General features: G+C 38.0%; 11 protein-coding genes and 1 other annotated feature. Of the genes, 10 read left to right on the top strand and 1 reads right to left on the bottom strand.

Annotated features, from left to right (window positions below; genetic code table 11):
- Positions 1-93: 93 nt before the first annotated feature.
- The 3 genes from HCB45_RS11295 to HCB45_RS11285 all read left to right on the top strand — a co-directional run bounded on the left by HCB45_RS11295 (position 94) and on the right by HCB45_RS11285 (position 3,081).
- Positions 94-1,107, top strand: a complete 1,014-nt coding sequence (locus HCB45_RS11295) for a glucosaminidase domain-containing protein (RefSeq protein ID WP_221771106.1) — start codon at positions 94-96, stop codon at positions 1,105-1,107.
- A 110-nt stretch (positions 1,108-1,217) separates the two neighbouring features.
- On the top strand, positions 1,218-2,297 hold the full coding sequence (locus HCB45_RS11290) for a M42 family metallopeptidase (protein ID WP_185318553.1): 1,080 nt from the start codon (positions 1,218-1,220) through the stop codon (positions 2,295-2,297).
- A gap of 25 nt (positions 2,298-2,322) precedes the next feature.
- Positions 2,323-3,081 carry a TrmH family RNA methyltransferase gene (locus tag HCB45_RS11285; RefSeq protein WP_185318554.1) on the top strand — a complete coding sequence of 253 codons (759 nt, stop codon included), beginning with the start codon at positions 2,323-2,325 and terminating at the stop codon, positions 3,079-3,081.
- 44 nt (positions 3,082-3,125) lie between these two features.
- On the opposite strand, the gene HCB45_RS11280 is transcribed toward HCB45_RS11285, so the two are convergent.
- Positions 3,126-3,485 carry a DUF6054 family protein gene (locus tag HCB45_RS11280; RefSeq protein WP_003721617.1) on the bottom strand — a complete coding sequence of 120 codons (360 nt, stop codon included), beginning with the start codon at positions 3,483-3,485 and terminating at the stop codon, positions 3,126-3,128.
- 157 nt (positions 3,486-3,642) lie between these two features.
- On the opposite strand from HCB45_RS11280, the gene HCB45_RS11275 reads away from it, so the two are divergent.
- The 7 genes from HCB45_RS11275 to HCB45_RS11245 all read left to right on the top strand — a co-directional run bounded on the left by HCB45_RS11275 (position 3,643) and on the right by HCB45_RS11245 (position 15,840).
- Positions 3,643-3,966: a winged helix-turn-helix transcriptional regulator gene (locus tag HCB45_RS11275; RefSeq protein WP_003721618.1), complete on the top strand. Its 324-nt coding sequence runs from the start codon at positions 3,643-3,645 to the stop codon at positions 3,964-3,966.
- Between the two features lie 91 nt (positions 3,967-4,057).
- Positions 4,058-4,286 (top strand) — a binding site (T-box leader).
- Between the two features lie 45 nt (positions 4,287-4,331).
- Positions 4,332-5,384 carry a phenylalanine--tRNA ligase subunit alpha gene (gene pheS, locus HCB45_RS11270; RefSeq protein WP_185318555.1) on the top strand — a complete coding sequence of 351 codons (1,053 nt, stop codon included), beginning with the start codon at positions 4,332-4,334 and terminating at the stop codon, positions 5,382-5,384.
- Positions 5,384-7,792, top strand: coding sequence for a phenylalanine--tRNA ligase subunit beta (pheT, locus tag HCB45_RS11265; RefSeq protein ID WP_185318556.1), 2,409 nt, complete (start codon positions 5,384-5,386; stop codon positions 7,790-7,792). Before pheS ends, pheT begins: the two co-directional genes overlap by 1 nt.
- Positions 7,793-7,951: 159 nt before the next feature.
- Positions 7,952-8,653, top strand: coding sequence for an ABC transporter ATP-binding protein (locus HCB45_RS11260; protein ID WP_185318557.1), 702 nt, complete (start codon positions 7,952-7,954; stop codon positions 8,651-8,653).
- A 13-nt stretch (positions 8,654-8,666) separates the two neighbouring features.
- Positions 8,667-12,077 carry an FtsX-like permease family protein gene (locus tag HCB45_RS11255; protein ID WP_185619922.1) on the top strand — a complete coding sequence of 1,137 codons (3,411 nt, stop codon included), beginning with the start codon at positions 8,667-8,669 and terminating at the stop codon, positions 12,075-12,077.
- A 95-nt stretch (positions 12,078-12,172) separates the two neighbouring features.
- Complete coding sequence (locus HCB45_RS11250; RefSeq protein WP_185318559.1) at positions 12,173-12,643, top strand: MarR family winged helix-turn-helix transcriptional regulator; 471 nt, start codon at positions 12,173-12,175, stop codon at positions 12,641-12,643.
- Positions 12,640-15,840, top strand: coding sequence for an MMPL family transporter (locus HCB45_RS11245; protein WP_185619920.1), 3,201 nt, complete (start codon positions 12,640-12,642; stop codon positions 15,838-15,840). Before HCB45_RS11250 ends, HCB45_RS11245 begins: the two co-directional genes overlap by 4 nt.
- The last annotated feature ends 104 nt before the right edge of the window (positions 15,841-15,944 follow it).

Raw genomic sequence — 15,944 nt, 5'->3', positions numbered from 1 at the left:
ATAGAATGAAATGGTTGTTTAAAAGACAATGTTTTCTGGCAAGCACTAAAAAGCCAGAAGGATAAATCAAAGAAGGATGTGCAATAAATCATTATGTTACAACTCGCAAAGAAGCATTTGGTGACAATTGGTCTTGGAATAACAATTACATTATGTGCCTTACCAATCTACTCCCAAGCTGCTGGTCTAGAGGACGGCTTAACTTCCAAGCAAGAGAAGTTTATTAATGAGATTGCGCCGCATGCTCAAAAAGTGCAAAGAGAACACGGTATTTTAGCAAGTATTACTATTTCGCAAGCTATACTAGAATCCAATTGGGGAGAGAGTATGCTAGCAAAAGATGGCAATAATTTATTTGGAATCAAAGGCTCTTATAATGGATCTTCCATTAAATTACCAACGAAAGAACACAACGGAGTGGTATGGGTTGGTACGGATGCTAATTTCCGCGCATACCCAGGTTGGTATGAATCAATGAATGACCACGCACTTTTATTTGTCAAAGGCCCATCTTGGAACCCTCATTTATACGGAGGACTAATCAAAGAGTATGACTTTGAAAAGGCAGCTATTGCTCTTGGAAAAACAGGTTATTCATCTGATCCAGAGTATGCAGCAAAATTAATCGAACTAATTAAAAAAGCAAATTTAGATAAATACGATACAGTTTATAGCGAACGAGTATCTGATAAAGCAATCAAAGCTGCTGGTGAAGTAGCTACAAAAGATAATTGCTTTATTTGGTCAGCTCCAGCTGGAACAAAAGGAGCAAATCCAGTCGAAAAAACAACTAAATATTTTGGACATCAAGTTTCAATTAATCGAGAAGTAAAAGTGACTGATTCCAATATTTCTTGGTATCACCTTCATCATAATGGCGATTCTATTGGTTGGATTGAAAGTACCTCTATAAAAAACTTCTATCAGTTAGAAGATTATGCTCCGACCCGTGACGCTTTACTTAAAACAGATGATCAAAATCGTTTAGTAATTAATATGGAGATTGATGTCTCAGAACTACACAACCCGACGATTGCAAAAAAAGAAACAAAAGGCAAAACAGCGCTTAATTTGCCCTTACTAAACATTCAATCAATAGCTTGGTAATAAATATCCAAAAAAGTCGAATAGCTCTTTCGGCTTTTTTTTCGTTTTCAAAGGATTTTTAGAAAGAAACTGTTATAATAAAAAAGGAGTTTATAAGGAGGACTATTTATATGGATGAGCAATTAAAGATGTTAAAAGCACTAACAGATGCAAAAGGTATTCCTGGTAATGAACGCGCAGTTAGAAATGTATTCCGTGAATACATCGAACCGCTAGCGGATAGTTTTGAAACAGATGGTTTAGGAAGTGCCGTTGCTAAAAAAATCGGAACAGAAAAAGGCCCTAAAATTATGATTGCCGGCCATTTAGATGAAGTTGGTTTTATGGTGACACAAATTGACGATAACGGTTTTATTAAATTTCAGACAGTAGGCGGCTGGGTTTCCCAAGTAATGCTTGCACAAAAAGTAACCATTGTGACACGCTCGGGCGAAGAAATCACCGGCGTTATTGGTTCCAAGCCACCACATGTTATGACAGCAGCAGAACGTCAAAAATCATTCGATATTAAGGATATGTTTATTGACGTTGGTGCGGTTGATAAAGCAGAAGTGGAAAGTTACGGAATCCGCCCAGGAGATATGATTGTCCCAGCATTTGATTTTACCGTGATGAAAAATGAAAAATTCTTACTTGCAAAAGCGTGGGATAACCGTATTGGCCTTGCAATTGCTATTGAAGTACTTAAAAACTTACAAGAAGAACAACATCCAAATATCGTTTATGGTGTGGGGACTGTTCAAGAAGAAGTCGGTTTACGAGGAGCCAAAACAGCAGCACATTTTGTGCAACCAGATATTGGCTTTGCTGTAGATGTAGGTATTGCTGGGGACACACCTGGAGTAACGGACAAAGAAGCAATGAGTAAAATGGGCAAAGGACCACAAATTGTTGTTTATGATGCATCGATGGTAGCTCACGCTGGTCTTCGTGATTTTGTAACAGATGTAGCGGATGAACTATCTATCCCTTATCAATATGAAGCAATCCCAATGGGGGGGACAGATGCTGGTTCTATCCATTTGACTGGCAACGGAATCCCGTCCTTGTCCATTACAATTGCAACACGCTACATTCATTCTCATTCCTCTATGCTACACCGTGATGATTTTGAAAATGCTGTAAAACTAATTACAGAAGTAGTTAAACGTTTAAATGAAGAAAAAGTAACAGAAATTCGCCTAGGTTGAGTTTCGAGAAAAGAGGGCAACTTTTATGGAACAGATTCAATCAGTAAAAAACGACCGTGTCAAAACATGGAAAAAACTACAAACAAGAAAAGGCCGCGATAAAACAGGAACCTATTTGGTGGAAGGCTTCCATTTAGTAGAAGAAGCTTTACGTCAAGATGGTTTAGTGATGGAGCTGCTTGTTTCAAGTGGTGTCTCTGTTCCGGAAGAGTGGTTAAAAGGGGATTACGATGTATTTGAAATCAGCACAGAAATCAGCCATTTAATTAGCGATACAATGACAGAACAAGGCGTCTTTGCTGTAGTTGCAACTTCTGAACCAGATATGATGCTTTTATATGGTAAAAAATTGTTGTTAGTAGATGCGGTACAAGATCCGGGTAATGTAGGTACGTTAATTCGCACTGCAGATGCCGCTGGATATGATTGTGTCGTGCTTGGCAAGGGAAGTGCAGATCTTTATAATCCTAAAGTAATTCGTAGTACGCAAGGTAGTCATTTCCATATTCCCGTTATTCAAGCAGATTTATTTGATTGGATTCTGAATTTAGAAGAAGAGGGCGTTCCAGTTATTGGTGCAGTTCTCGATGACCAAGCGAAATCATTAAACGACATGATAAAACGTGACACTTTAGCGTTGATGGTCGGAAATGAAGGTAATGGCATTTCTCCTGAATTACAAGATCGTCTTTCTGAAAAAGTATATATTCCAATATATGGAGACAGTGAATCGTTGAATGTCGCAGTTGCGGCTGGAATTTTATTGTATGGCTTAAGAAAATAAAGAAAAAGTGGTGGCTAAGTCAAATCAACTTAGTCACCATTTTTTTAGATTTCTTCTTGTTTTTCAATTGCCACCTCCCGAATAGCAACACGTTTTAAGTCAGCTACAACACTATGCATATAATCAAATGCTGCACCCCAGTCTATCCCAGTAAAGAAACCATTCGAACTACCAGTGGAGATTATCGTTACTTCTGTTTCTCCATGAAAATTATTAATAGTAACAAAAAGTGCTGCACGATTCGAAGAGCGGAAATAAAACTTTTCGCAAGCAAGTGTTGCAAGTTCTCCAAAATCAAAGGTTCTAACTTCAGAAAACACGATATTCGATCCCACTTGACCAGCTTTAATTATTTCGAAGGTTTCTGCAACGTCCGTTTTAACAATATAACGAATGGATGGCATATTACTATCTCCTTCCATAAATAGTCTTATAAATTTAGTTTAAGGCAGAAGAATAATTTGGTCAACTGATCTTAAACTTACTAAAAATAAGCAACATAATATTTATTAGTTACTTTCTGATGATAGATATGGTACAATAACGTTAGAGGTGAGAATTATGACTGATGCACATACAGTATGTCCGAAGTTTGAATCGGCGTTCCAATTACTAGGTAAACGCTGGACTGGACTTATCATCAATGTCTTACTGACTGGTCCAAAAAGGTTTAAACAAGTTGCCGCTGAGATCCCACAAATGAGTGATCGGGTGCTTGCAGAACGTTTGAAGGAACTTGAGGAAATGGATATTTGCTTAAGACAAGTTTATCCAGAAACTCCTGTACGCATTGAATATGAATTAACCGAAAAAGGGAAAGCACTCCAAGAAGTAATGCTTGAAGTCCAGTGCTGGGCGGATAAATGGGTAGAAGTACCTAATTAAAAAGAGATAATCTCTCCTGCTAATATGGGGAGATTATTTTTTAGCTTGAATCTTTCATAGAACCATACTATAATAGAAACTATCTAAATAAGTAAAGACAATGAAAGAGCCAAGTAGCATAGTGAGTCTGTATAGGGAGAAGTGGTCATAGACTGGAAGCCACTTTACAAACGAATTTGCGAACATTTCACCTCTGGAGTCGCCCCCGAGAAGCACGATATGTGTGAAGGTGGTCCGGTTACTAAGCCGTTATCGAATTATGAGTGGGAACAATTTTTTGTTCTTATTAGGGTGGTACCGCGAGAAGTCTCGTCCCTTTGTGGATAGAGCTTTTTTATTTTGTCTAAAAAGAAGGAGTGAACGGTATGTTAGAACAGTTACAGACGCTGAAAAGTGAAGCAGAAACGCAAATCAACGAAGCATCAGACTTAAAAACATTGAACGACTTACGGGTAAAATACCTAGGTAAAAAAGGCCCGATGACCGAAATCATGAAACAAATGGGGAAACTTTCCGCAGAAGAACGACCAAAAATGGGTTCACTTGCTAATGAAGTAAGAACCGCATTAACAGAAGCGATTTCCAGTAAACAACAAGTTTTAGAAACAGCAGCAATCAATGAAAAGTTAAAAGCAGAAACTATTGACGTTACCTTACCAGGAACTGCTCCAAGCATTGGAACAAAACACCTTTTAACACAAGTAATTGAAGAAATGGAAGATATGTTCATTGGAATGGGTTACGAAATCGCAGAAGGCCCAGAAGTAGAACTAGATTACTACAACTTCGAAGCACTAAATTTGCCAAAAGATCACCCAGCTCGCGATATGCAAGATAGCTTCTATATTACAGAAAATACTTTATTACGTACCCAAACTTCACCTGTACAAGCTAGAACAATGGAAAAACATGACTTCTCTAAAGGACCAATCAAAGTTATCTGTCCAGGGAAAGTTTACCGCCGTGATAATGATGATGCGACTCACTCCCACCAGTTTACTCAAATAGAAGGGTTAGTTGTTGGCGAAAACATTACATTTGCTGACTTAAAAGGAACACTAACTGTTCTCGCAAAAACTATGTTCGGTGAAGAACGTGAAATTCGTCTTCGCCCGTCTTTCTTCCCGTTCACAGAACCCTCCGTTGAAATGGATATTTCCTGTTTCAAATGTGGAGGTACAGGCTGCCGCGTTTGTAAAGGAACAGGTTGGATTGAAATTTTAGGAAGTGGTATGGTACATCCAAATGTACTTGAAATGTCCGGAATTGATTCTACGCGTTACAGCGGATTTGCTTTTGGTTTAGGACCTGAGCGAGTTGCGATGCTGAAATATGCGGTGGATGATATTCGGCATCTTTATACAAATGATTTACGCTTTACGAAGCAATTCCAAAGTACAGAAACGGGGGAAATCTAATGTTAGTTTCATATAATTGGGTCAAAGAGTTTTTCCAAGACTTCCCGTTAACAGCGGAAGAGCTAGGAGAAGCAATTACAAGAACAGGAATTGAAATCGAAGGCGTAGAAGAATTAAGTGCTAGTTTAAAAAATGTCGTGGTAGGTGAAGTTTTATCATGCGAACGCCATCCTGATGCAGAAAAATTGAATAAATGTCTTGTTCAAACAGACGAAACAGAACCAGTTCAAATAATTTGCGGAGCTCCAAATGTAGCTGCTGGACAAAAAGTTATCGTAGCCAAAGTTGGTGCAAGACTTCCGGGTGGACTTAAAATTAAACGCGCAAAACTACGCGGCGAAGTATCAGAAGGAATGATTTGCTCACTTTCTGAACTTGGCTTTGAAAGCAAAGTTGTACCAAAAGCATACGCTGAAGGCATTTATGTATTACCTGCACATGTGGAAACTGGCGTAAGTGCAATCACATTACTTGGCCTAGATGATGCGATCCTTGATATGGCAATTACACCAAACCGAGCAGACGCATTAAGCATGAACGGCGTAGCTCACGAGGTTGGTGCGATTATTCATCAAAAACCAGCACAACCAACCGAGCCCGATGTATCCGAAAAAGGAAAAGCGGACGATTTTATTTCCGTAGAAGTACAAAACCCAACAGAAACACCTTATTATGCTATTAAAATGGTTGAAAACATTGAAATTAAAGAATCACCACTATGGCTTCAAACAAAATTAATGAAAGCGGGGATTCGCCCACATAATAACGTTGTCGATGTCACAAACTACATCAACTTATTATACGGACAACCTTTACATTCCTTTGACTATGATAAAATTGGTAGCAAGAAAATCGTTGTACGTTCTGCAAAAGAACAAGAAAAAATTACCACACTTGATGGCGAGAAAAGAGTATTACAAACTGGGCATACAGTTATCACTAATGGAGTAGAACCAATTGCCATCGCCGGAGTTATGGGCGGAGAATTTTCCGAAGTTACAGCGAGTACGACTACTGTTGCACTTGAGGGAGCTATTTTCAGTAGCTCTTCTATCGGTAAAGCATCTCGTGATTTATACCTACGTACAGAAGCAAGCATTCGTTACGATAAAGGATCAGACGCTTGGAAAGTAGAAAAGGCACTTGCGCACGGTGGAGCTTTAATTGCTGAACTGAGTGGCGGAACACTAGTCGGTGGTGTAGTAGAAGTAGATAACCGTGAAAAAGCATTGAATAAAATCGAAACAAGTTTAACACGTATTAACCGTATCTTAGGAACAGCAATTACACCTGCGGAAATCGAAACTATTTTTGACCGTTTAGGATTTGGGTTAGAAGTGAAAAATGATACACTAACCATCGAAGTACCATCAAGACGTTGGGATATTACGATTGAAGCGGACATTTTAGAAGAAGTAGCTCGTATTTACGGCTATGACGAAATTCCGGTAACGCTTCCGGCGACAAGCACAACAGGAGGTTTATCAGCTAGCCAAAAAGCCCGTCGTGTCATGCGCGCTTATTTAGAAGGAGCAGGACTTAACCAAGCCTTAACATACTCCTTAACATCTAAAAAAGATGCGACTCGTTTAGCACTTTCAGATGAAAAAACTGTGGCCTTATCCATGCCAATGAGCGAAGAACATAGCCATTTAAGAACAAGTATCGTGCCGCAATTAATTCGTAGCGCAAGTTATAATATAGCTCGTAAAAATATGGACGTGGCACTTTACGAAATGGGAACAGTTTTTTATGCAACAGAAGGTGACAATTTACCAATCGAACAAGAACATTTAGCAGGCCTAATTACTGGAAACTGGCACATCACAGATTGGCAAAAAACATCGAAACCAGTAGACTTCTTCGTTTTAAAAGGAATTGTCGAAGGTTTAGTGAACAAACTTGGTATCAACGCAGAGCTTCACTGGAAACAAACAGAAAAAGAAGAGCTCCATCCAGGAAGAACAGCAAGTATTATGTTAGAAGGACAAGAAATCGGCTATCTTGGGGCGCTTCATCCAGCAGTAGAGGCAAACTACGATTTAAAAGAAACATATGTATTTGAAATCAATGTTGCAGCTTTACTTGAAGCAACCAAAGCGAAAGTTGTATATCATCCAATACCGCGCTATCCAGAAATGACACGCGATTTAGCATTACTTGTGGATAGAGATACCAACCATGCAGCGATTTCTCAAGTAATCAAAGAGCACGGTGGGAAATTACTTGTTAACATTGAGTTGTTTGATATATTCGAAGGAGAGAGTCTTGGCGAAAATAAAAAATCTCTCGCCTACACATTAACTTTCTTAGATAGCGAAAGAACGTTAGTAGAGGAAGATGTCCAAAAAGCTACTAACAAAGTAGTAGAAGCATTACAAGAAAAACTAAACGCCATTATTCGCTAAATGAAGAAGAACTAAGCTAGCTGAAAACATTTTCAGTTAGTTTAGTTCTTTTTTTGCTTTTTACAAAATAGTAGAAATCTTTTCTTTTTTAGTACTTCACTTACTTAAATAACACATGTTATAATGATGGCACATGCCAGAGAAAAAAGGACGAGAAAAATGACCTATGTAGAAATGAAAGATGTATCTAAATACTATCAAATGGGTGAGAATGTTGTTACTGCTAATGATAAAATCACTTTCGGGATAAAAAAAGGTGAATTTGTTGTTATTGTTGGACCTTCTGGGGCTGGAAAATCCACTGTACTCAACATCCTTGGTGGAATGGATAGCGCAAGTGAAGGACAAATTAGCGTAGACGGGCAAGATATTGCTCAATATAGCGCAAAGCAATTAACCAAGTATCGACGAACAGATGTCGGTTTTGTATTCCAATTTTACAATTTGGTACCTAATTTGACTGCCAAAGAGAATGTAGAATTAGCAGCCCAAATTGCGCCGAATGCACTAGATGCAGAAACAGTTTTAACCCAAGTTGGTTTAAGCCACAGACTAGACAATTTTCCAGCACAATTATCTGGCGGGGAACAGCAGCGTGTCGCCATAGCTCGTGCACTTGCTAAAGCTCCGAAACTGCTTTTATGCGATGAGCCAACTGGTGCACTTGATTACGATACTGGAAAAGCAGTTTTAAAATTATTACAAGAAACTTGCCGCAACACGGGGACAACCGTTATTGTCATTACTCATAACACAGCAATTACGCCAATTGCTGATCGAATTATTGAAATTAATAATGCAAAAGTTCGTAGCATCAAAGAAAATCCAGAACCAATGTCCATTGATGATTTAGAATGGTAGAAAGGAGCAACTAGTGAAACGTTCAGCTTTATGGAAAGATATCTACCGCGAAATATGGCGTTCCAAGAGCCGCTTTATTTCCATTTTTATGCTGATTATGTTAGGTGTTGCTTTTTTCTCCGGACTTAAAGCAACAGGACCAGATATGCTACTAACAGCAGACAATTATTTTAAAAAGTATGAATTAGCTAATTTTAATGTGCAATCTACTTATGGATTAGATAAGACAGATAAAGAAGCGTTAGAAGCTATTTCCGGTGTCGCACAAGTGGAGCTTGGATATACAGCAGACACTCTAATGAAAGATAAAAATATCGTTACGAAACTATTCTCCACATCCAAAAGCAATAATTTAAATCAATACAAGGTGATTAGTGGCCGTTTACCAGAAAAATCAGGAGAAATTGCGCTCGATAATAATCAACTTGTTCATAAAAATGTTAAAATTGGTGACAAAATAACTTTTGTAAAAAGCGATGGCAATAAGTTAACTAATACACTTAAAAAATCAACCTATAAAGTAGTCGGTTTTGTTAGCTCACCCGCCTATATTCAAAAGTCCGAACGTGGCTCGAGCACGGTAGGTAAAGGGAAGACAGATGCTTTTGGTGTAATTCCAGAACAGGATTTTAATTTACCAGAATACACTATTGCCAATCTTACTTTTAAGAATTTAGCAGCGAAACAAGCATTTAGTGACGCATACGTTTCCACCGAAGAAAAAGATAAGAAAAGCGTCGAAAAAGTTTTGAGAGATCAACCAGAAAAAAGATTAAATAAAATCAAGACAAATGAACAAAAGAAACTAGATGAGGCTACTGCAGAAATTAACAAAGGTAAAGCAGAATTACAAGCAAATGAAATAAAACTTGCAGACGCCAAAGCACAGTTAGAGGAAGGTTTTTCCAAATATAATGCAGCTAGAGCAAACTATGATGCCAAAATCAAACAAGGGGAAGCTGAAATTGCAAGTGGGGAAGCAGAACTTGCCAAAGCCAAAAAACAATTAGACGTAGCAAAAATGCAAATCGATCAAGGTGAAAAAGCGCTTCTACAAGCTGAGATGGAATTAGAAGAAGGGCGCGCGGCTTGGGAAGATGCAAATAATCTCTTAAATATAGCAAATGGTTATTTACGAGCTACAAAATCGACTATAGAAAATGCTTTAAAACAACCAGATTTAACTGATTTTGAAATAGACCGGGCAAGTTTAACAGATTCATTTCAAATGCTCACATCCGAACTCGATTTATCAAATGCGGAGCGCGAAGAATACGAAAATGCCATGAATAATTTACTAGATGATTATGAAAATGGCGCTATTAGCGATGCGGAAATTAGAGAAGCTCTAAATGAGGCCCTTACACAAGTCGTTAATGCTGAAAATGAATACCAATCCGCTAGAACCACTTTAGATGCTGAAAAACAAACGATAGAACAAGGCGAAAAAACATTGGCTGCCAAAACCCAAGAACTTCAAAAAGCAAAAATTGCTTACCAAAATGGCCTTACCAAATATCAAGCAGGTCTTGAAAAAATTTCGCAAGCAAAACAGCAATTAGCTGATGGAAAAGAAACAGGTTCCGCAGAATTACAAAATGCACTTGCAAAATTAAATGCCGGACAAGCAGAATACGATAAAAATTTCGCTTTATTTAAAAAAGAAAAAGCGAAAGCAGAAGCCAAATTAGCCAGTGCGGAAAAAGATGTACAAATCGGTCAGCAAAAATTAGATGCGCTGAAACTTCCGAAATACTATGTCCTTGATCGTAATGATAATCCAGGCTATAGCGAGTACAAAGAAAATGCAGATCGCTTAACTTCCTTATCGACCGCCTTTCCAATTTTCTTCTTTTTAATTGCTGCTCTTGTTTGTTTAACGACAATGACGCGCATGGTAGAGGAACAAAGAACGCAAATTGGAACATTAAAAGCATTTGGATATTCCAATGGTAGTATTATTTTGAAATATCTTGTTTATGGGTCGATTGCCAGTGTCATTGGAAGCGTACTTGGAATTTTAATTGGCTTTCAATTTTTCCCGAACATTATTTTCAATGCCTATAAATCCATGTATGAAATGCCATCTGTAGATATTGGATTTTATTGGAGTTATAGCTTGCTTGCTTTATTTGTCGCTTTATTCTGTACCACATTTACAGCTTATGTAGCTTGTCGTGCTGAACTTCGCGCCAATGCAGCAACGTTAATGCGTCCTAAAGCGCCAAAAATCGGCAAACGGATTTTCTTAGAGCGAATTAGTTTTGTCTGGAAACGAATGAACTTCACAAGTAAAGTGACTGCAAGAAATTTATTCCGTTACAAACAGAGAATGCTCATGACGGTTCTAGGAGTTGCTGGATGTACAGCATTAATTCTAACTGGCTTTGGACTACGAAATTCAATTAGTGATATCGCCAAAATGCAATATGGCCAAATTATGAAATATGACGCAGCTATTTATCAAGACATGAGCGCACCACCTGCAGCCAAAGAAACTTTTGATGAACTAATGAATGACTCCAATATCAAAAGCAAATTAGCTATGTCACAAAAAAATATTGATACTGTAAAATCAGGACAATCAGCACAAACTAGCTCTATTATTGTTCCTGAAAATTTAAATGAACTACCCGATTACATCGTGCTTCGTGACCGAGCTAGTCATACAACCGAAAAACTCACTGATGACGGAGCAATTATAACGGAAAAACTGGCCAAATTATTCGGTATAAAGCCAGGTGACACAATTACCGTCAAAAATGCTGAAAATGACAAATTCCAAATAAAAGTTAGTGCCGTTACTGAAAACTACGCCATGCACTATATTTATATGACCAAAGCGTATTATCAGCAAACATTTAAGGAAAAACCAGTCTACAATTTAGATTTATTGATGTTAAAAGATACCTCCGAAAAAGTAGAAAGCAACTTTGCGGAAAAATTAACAGATAGTAAAGCAATTTTAAATGTTACTTTTTCCAATCATGTTAGTTCCTTGTTAAATGATACACTGGATAGTCTAAATATTGTTATTGTGGTACTCATTACTTCAGCTGCATTACTTGCGTTTGTAGTGCTTTACAATTTAACAAATATTAACGTATCAGAACGAATACGAGAACTTTCTACTATTAAAGTACTCGGCTTTTATCCAAAAGAAGTGACAATGTATGTCTACCGAGAAAACATTATTTTAACCTTAATGGGCATTGCCGCGGGATTTGTCCTTGGCTTCTTCTTGCACCGATTCGTCATCACAACCGCAGAAGTGGATCAAATGATGTTCAGTCCGGCGATTAGTTGGACAAGCTACCTATTTTCCGGCATACTCACGCTCGTTTTTGCAACAATTGTGATGGTTGTTATGCACATTAAACTGAAACGAATTGACATGATTGAAGCACTAAAATCAGTTGAATAATAATGAAAAGAACTTGTTTTTTGGCAAGTTCTTTTCATTTGACTTAAAAATAAATAAAGCTTAAACTAAAAAATAGTTAAAGGGGTGAACTTTATTTGGAAAGACAAAAAGTAAAACAACTGATAAAAAGCTACCAACAAACATATATATTTGCGATGAATCAAATACATCAAGCTATTTCGGAAATTTCCGCAAGTACTGTTGACCTTTCCATTGAGCAGTTTTTTGTATTGCGCGAGATTGCTACCTATGATGGTATTAGTGCAACAGAACTGGCAGCCACTTTAGCAGTAAATAAGAGTGCTATTACACCTAAGCTGAAAAAACTAGAAGAAAAGGGCTACATTAGACGAGAACGAAACCAGCAAGATAAACGTGCCGTAGTTTTAACTATCTCAGAAAAAGGGAATAGCGTTTACGAAGAGTGTGAAAAACAATTAGAGTTACTCGTAAACGAATGGCTCGAAATACTAGGGGAAAAAGACAGCGAACAATTTTTTGAGTTGTTTCAAAAAATTACCAAGTCGGTTGTCGAGCCTAAAAATAAAAGGAGAGATTTGGCATGAAATGGATTATGAAACTCCGCTGGGCTATTTTAGCATTTTGGCTTGCAGCAGCAGTCGTATTAATGTTTATTGCACCACCCATGGCAGATCTTGTACGCGAAAAAGGCGAATTAAAGCTGCCTGATGGCTATCCGTCATCACTAGCAACGGAAATGCAAAAGAAACATAATCCAGATGATAAAGGTTCAGCTTATATTGCTGTTTATACAGCTGACCATAAGTTAACTGGAACAGAGCTAAACAATATTAAAAAATCACTAGATTCTATTGACAAAAATAAAGATGAACTTCATGTAACCAACGTGGTATCAAGTTTTAACCAACCAGAACTTAAAGATAAATTCTTATCAAAAGATGGTAAAACGATGGTAGCAAGTTTAACTGTAGATGATGCAGATGCCTCTGTTAAAAGTATTCGAAACGCTCTAGATAAAAAAATGAATGTTAAAGGCGTTGATACTTACTTAACAGGAAATAAACTAATTCAAGAAGACGTCGTTCAAGGTTCAGAAGACGGTTTACATAAAACAGAAGGCATCACAGTTGTCTTTATACTAGTTGTATTATTCCTTGTTTTTAGATCTGCAGTTGCTCCGTTTATTCCACTTTTAACAGTAGGAATAAGTTATCTTGTCGCACAAAGTACTGTAGCATTCTTAATAGATCTATTTAATTTTCCAGTTTCCACATACACGCAAATATTTATGGTTTGTATTATGTTCGGCATTGGGACTGATTATTGTATTCTCTTAATGAGTCGATTTAAAGAAGAAATGGGAGCAGGACTTGATCCGCGAGAAGCTGTTCATGCCACATATCGTACAGCTGGGAAAACAGTTATTTATAGCGGTGTAGCGGTTCTTGTTGCATTTACTTCCCTTTATTTTGTTCAATTTGATTTATATCGATCCGCAGTGGCAGTCGGCGTTGGAATTATCATTTTACTTGCCGCACTATACACGCTTGTACCATTCTTTATGAGCACGCTCGGAACCCATTTATTTTGGCCATTAAATAAAAATATTAGCCATAAGGAAAATAAAGTTTGGGGCGCCGCTGGTAAATTCACTTTTGCTAGACCGTGGATTGCTTTATTAATCGTTGCCGCGATTACGTTGCCGCCAATTTTACTTCATACAGGAACAGAATCATTCAACTCACTAGATGAAATTAGTGACAAATATCCTTCCAAAAAAGGTTTTGAAATTGTTTCAGATAGTTTTGGAGCAGGGCAAGTAGCGCCTACACAAGTTTTTATCGAAAATGATGATAACATGCGTACAACCGAATACATCGCGCAAATTGAAAAAATTTCCGATGATTTATCACATCTAAAAGGCATTGATATGGTTATGAGCGCTTCACGTCCAGCCGGAAAACGAGTAGATGATATTTACATTAAAAACCAAGCTGGACAAGTAAACGACGGCGTAGGCCAAGCAACTGATGGCGTAGGGGAAGTGAAAAAAGGCTTAGATTCAGCAAGTTCAGAACTCAAAAAATCCGAGCCAGCCCTTGATAAAGCCGTCTCAGGAGTAAACGACTTACAAAAAGGCACTGTTGCAACACAAGAAGGAATTGACCAATTACAAACAGCGCTTGCACAAATCCAAATAGGAATTGAAAGCGGAGCAACTGGAGCTAGCGACTTAAAACAAGGCGTAGCAACAGCCAAATCACAACTAGCTACGTTACAAAATGGGGAAGCGCAAATCCAAGCAGGTTACGCTGAAATTCAGAAAAACTTACAAAACGTAGCAGACCAATTAAAAGGATTTGAAAACCCGAACTCCCAAGCAATTGATACTTCCAGACTAGAGGCGCAGTTTAAAAAAATCGGGGAATCTTTTCAAGCATTTGCAGCAGCTCATCCAGAAGTGAGAAATGATCCTCGATTCCAAAAACTAGCCGCAGATATTCAAGGCTTAGAAACAGCTGGAAATGAATTGAAAACAACTGCCGGACAACAAATGGCAGCACTTCAAGCAAAAATGAAAGAACTAAATCAAGGTATTCAGCAACTAGCAACCGCAATGAATCAATTAAATGCACAGTCCAAGCAAATCTCGAACGGACTTAGCGCTTTTAGTACAGGACTTGGCCAAATCGAAACAGGACTAGATCAATTAGAAAAAGGTTTAAATCAAGCCGCAGACGGTCAAGGACAAGTGGTTTCCAAAATGCCGGAAATATCTAATGCTCTAACTCAAATCGCCGCTGGACAAGGTGCTCTAAAAGATGGCTTTGCAGGCATTAACGGTCAAATGGGTCAATTAACAGATGGTCTAACCTCCGGGGCAGATGGATTAGGCAAAGTAGAAAGCGGTCTAAACACAGCGAACGGACTTATTGAAGATTGGTCAAAAGTTCCCTATGCAAGTTCCGGAATTTATGTACCAGATGCGCTACTAAAAAATGCTGACTTCCAAAAAGTATTAGACCAGTACATCTCTTCTGATGGAAAACTGGCAACAATTAATGTGATTTTAACTAAAAATCCATATTCCAATGAAGCGATGGATTCGATTGATGACATTAATGAACAACTAGCAGCCAGTATGAAAGGAACCAAACTAGAAAATGCGAAAATTGGTATTGGTGGAATGACGAGTGCCAATTACGATACAAGAGATATGTCAACTGCTGACTATCATTTAGTTCTTGTTATCGTTCTAGCGAGTGTTTTTGTCACGCTTGTTATTGTGCTACGTTCTCTAGTCATGCCAATTTATCTAATTGCATCACTAGTATTAACGTACTTTGCTGCACTTGGGTTCGCAGAAATTATCTTTATGCGAATTCTCGGATACAGTGGTCTAACGTGGGCAACGCCGTTCTTCGGATTTGTAGTACTCGTTGCACTCGGTATTGATTATTCGATATTCTTGATGTCGAGATTTAACGAATACAACGGACTCTCTGTACGTGATAGAATGATAAAAGCCATGAAAAATATGGGTGGTGTTATCTTCTCAGCAGTCATTATTCTCGGTGGAACATTCGCTGCAATGATGCCAGCTGGCGTACTTTCTTTGTTGGAAATAGCGACTGTTGTTCTAATCGGATTAGTACTTTATGCCGTCGTTATTTTACCGCTCTTCGTTCCGGTAATGGTTAAACTATTCGGACGAGGCAACTGGTGGCCATTTATTACAAGAAAAGGTGACCATCAAGAAAACGTACCACCGAAAAAATAACAAAATAAACCGCATTCCTTTTTAAAGGGGTGCGGTTTTTAGTTTGATTTCAAAAATTAATTTGCTAAGATAAGTGTAGATAGATAAATGAAGGAGGAAGGAAC

This window comes from Listeria farberi (genome assembly GCF_014229245.1).
GTDB lineage: Bacteria > Bacillota > Bacilli > Lactobacillales > Listeriaceae > Listeria > Listeria farberi.
Note: the sequence above shows the minus strand (reverse complement) of the source record. Positions and strands in the feature narration are given on the sequence as shown.

Coding starts and splice junctions, on each gene's coding strand:
- HCB45_RS11295 (WP_221771106.1), top strand. CDS start 94: ATGTTACAACTCGCAAAGAAGCATTTGGTGACAATTGGTCTTGGAATA.
- HCB45_RS11290 (WP_185318553.1), top strand. CDS start 1,218: ATGGATGAGCAATTAAAGATGTTAAAAGCACTAACAGATGCAAAAGGT.
- HCB45_RS11285 (WP_185318554.1), top strand. CDS start 2,323: ATGGAACAGATTCAATCAGTAAAAAACGACCGTGTCAAAACATGGAAA.
- HCB45_RS11280 (WP_003721617.1), bottom strand. CDS start 3,485: ATGCCATCCATTCGTTATATTGTTAAAACGGACGTTGCAGAAACCTTC.
- HCB45_RS11275 (WP_003721618.1), top strand. CDS start 3,643: ATGACTGATGCACATACAGTATGTCCGAAGTTTGAATCGGCGTTCCAA.
- pheS (WP_185318555.1), top strand. CDS start 4,332: ATGTTAGAACAGTTACAGACGCTGAAAAGTGAAGCAGAAACGCAAATC.
- pheT (WP_185318556.1), top strand. CDS start 5,384: ATGTTAGTTTCATATAATTGGGTCAAAGAGTTTTTCCAAGACTTCCCG.
- HCB45_RS11260 (WP_185318557.1), top strand. CDS start 7,952: ATGACCTATGTAGAAATGAAAGATGTATCTAAATACTATCAAATGGGT.
- HCB45_RS11245 (WP_185619920.1), top strand. CDS start 12,640: ATGAAATGGATTATGAAACTCCGCTGGGCTATTTTAGCATTTTGGCTT.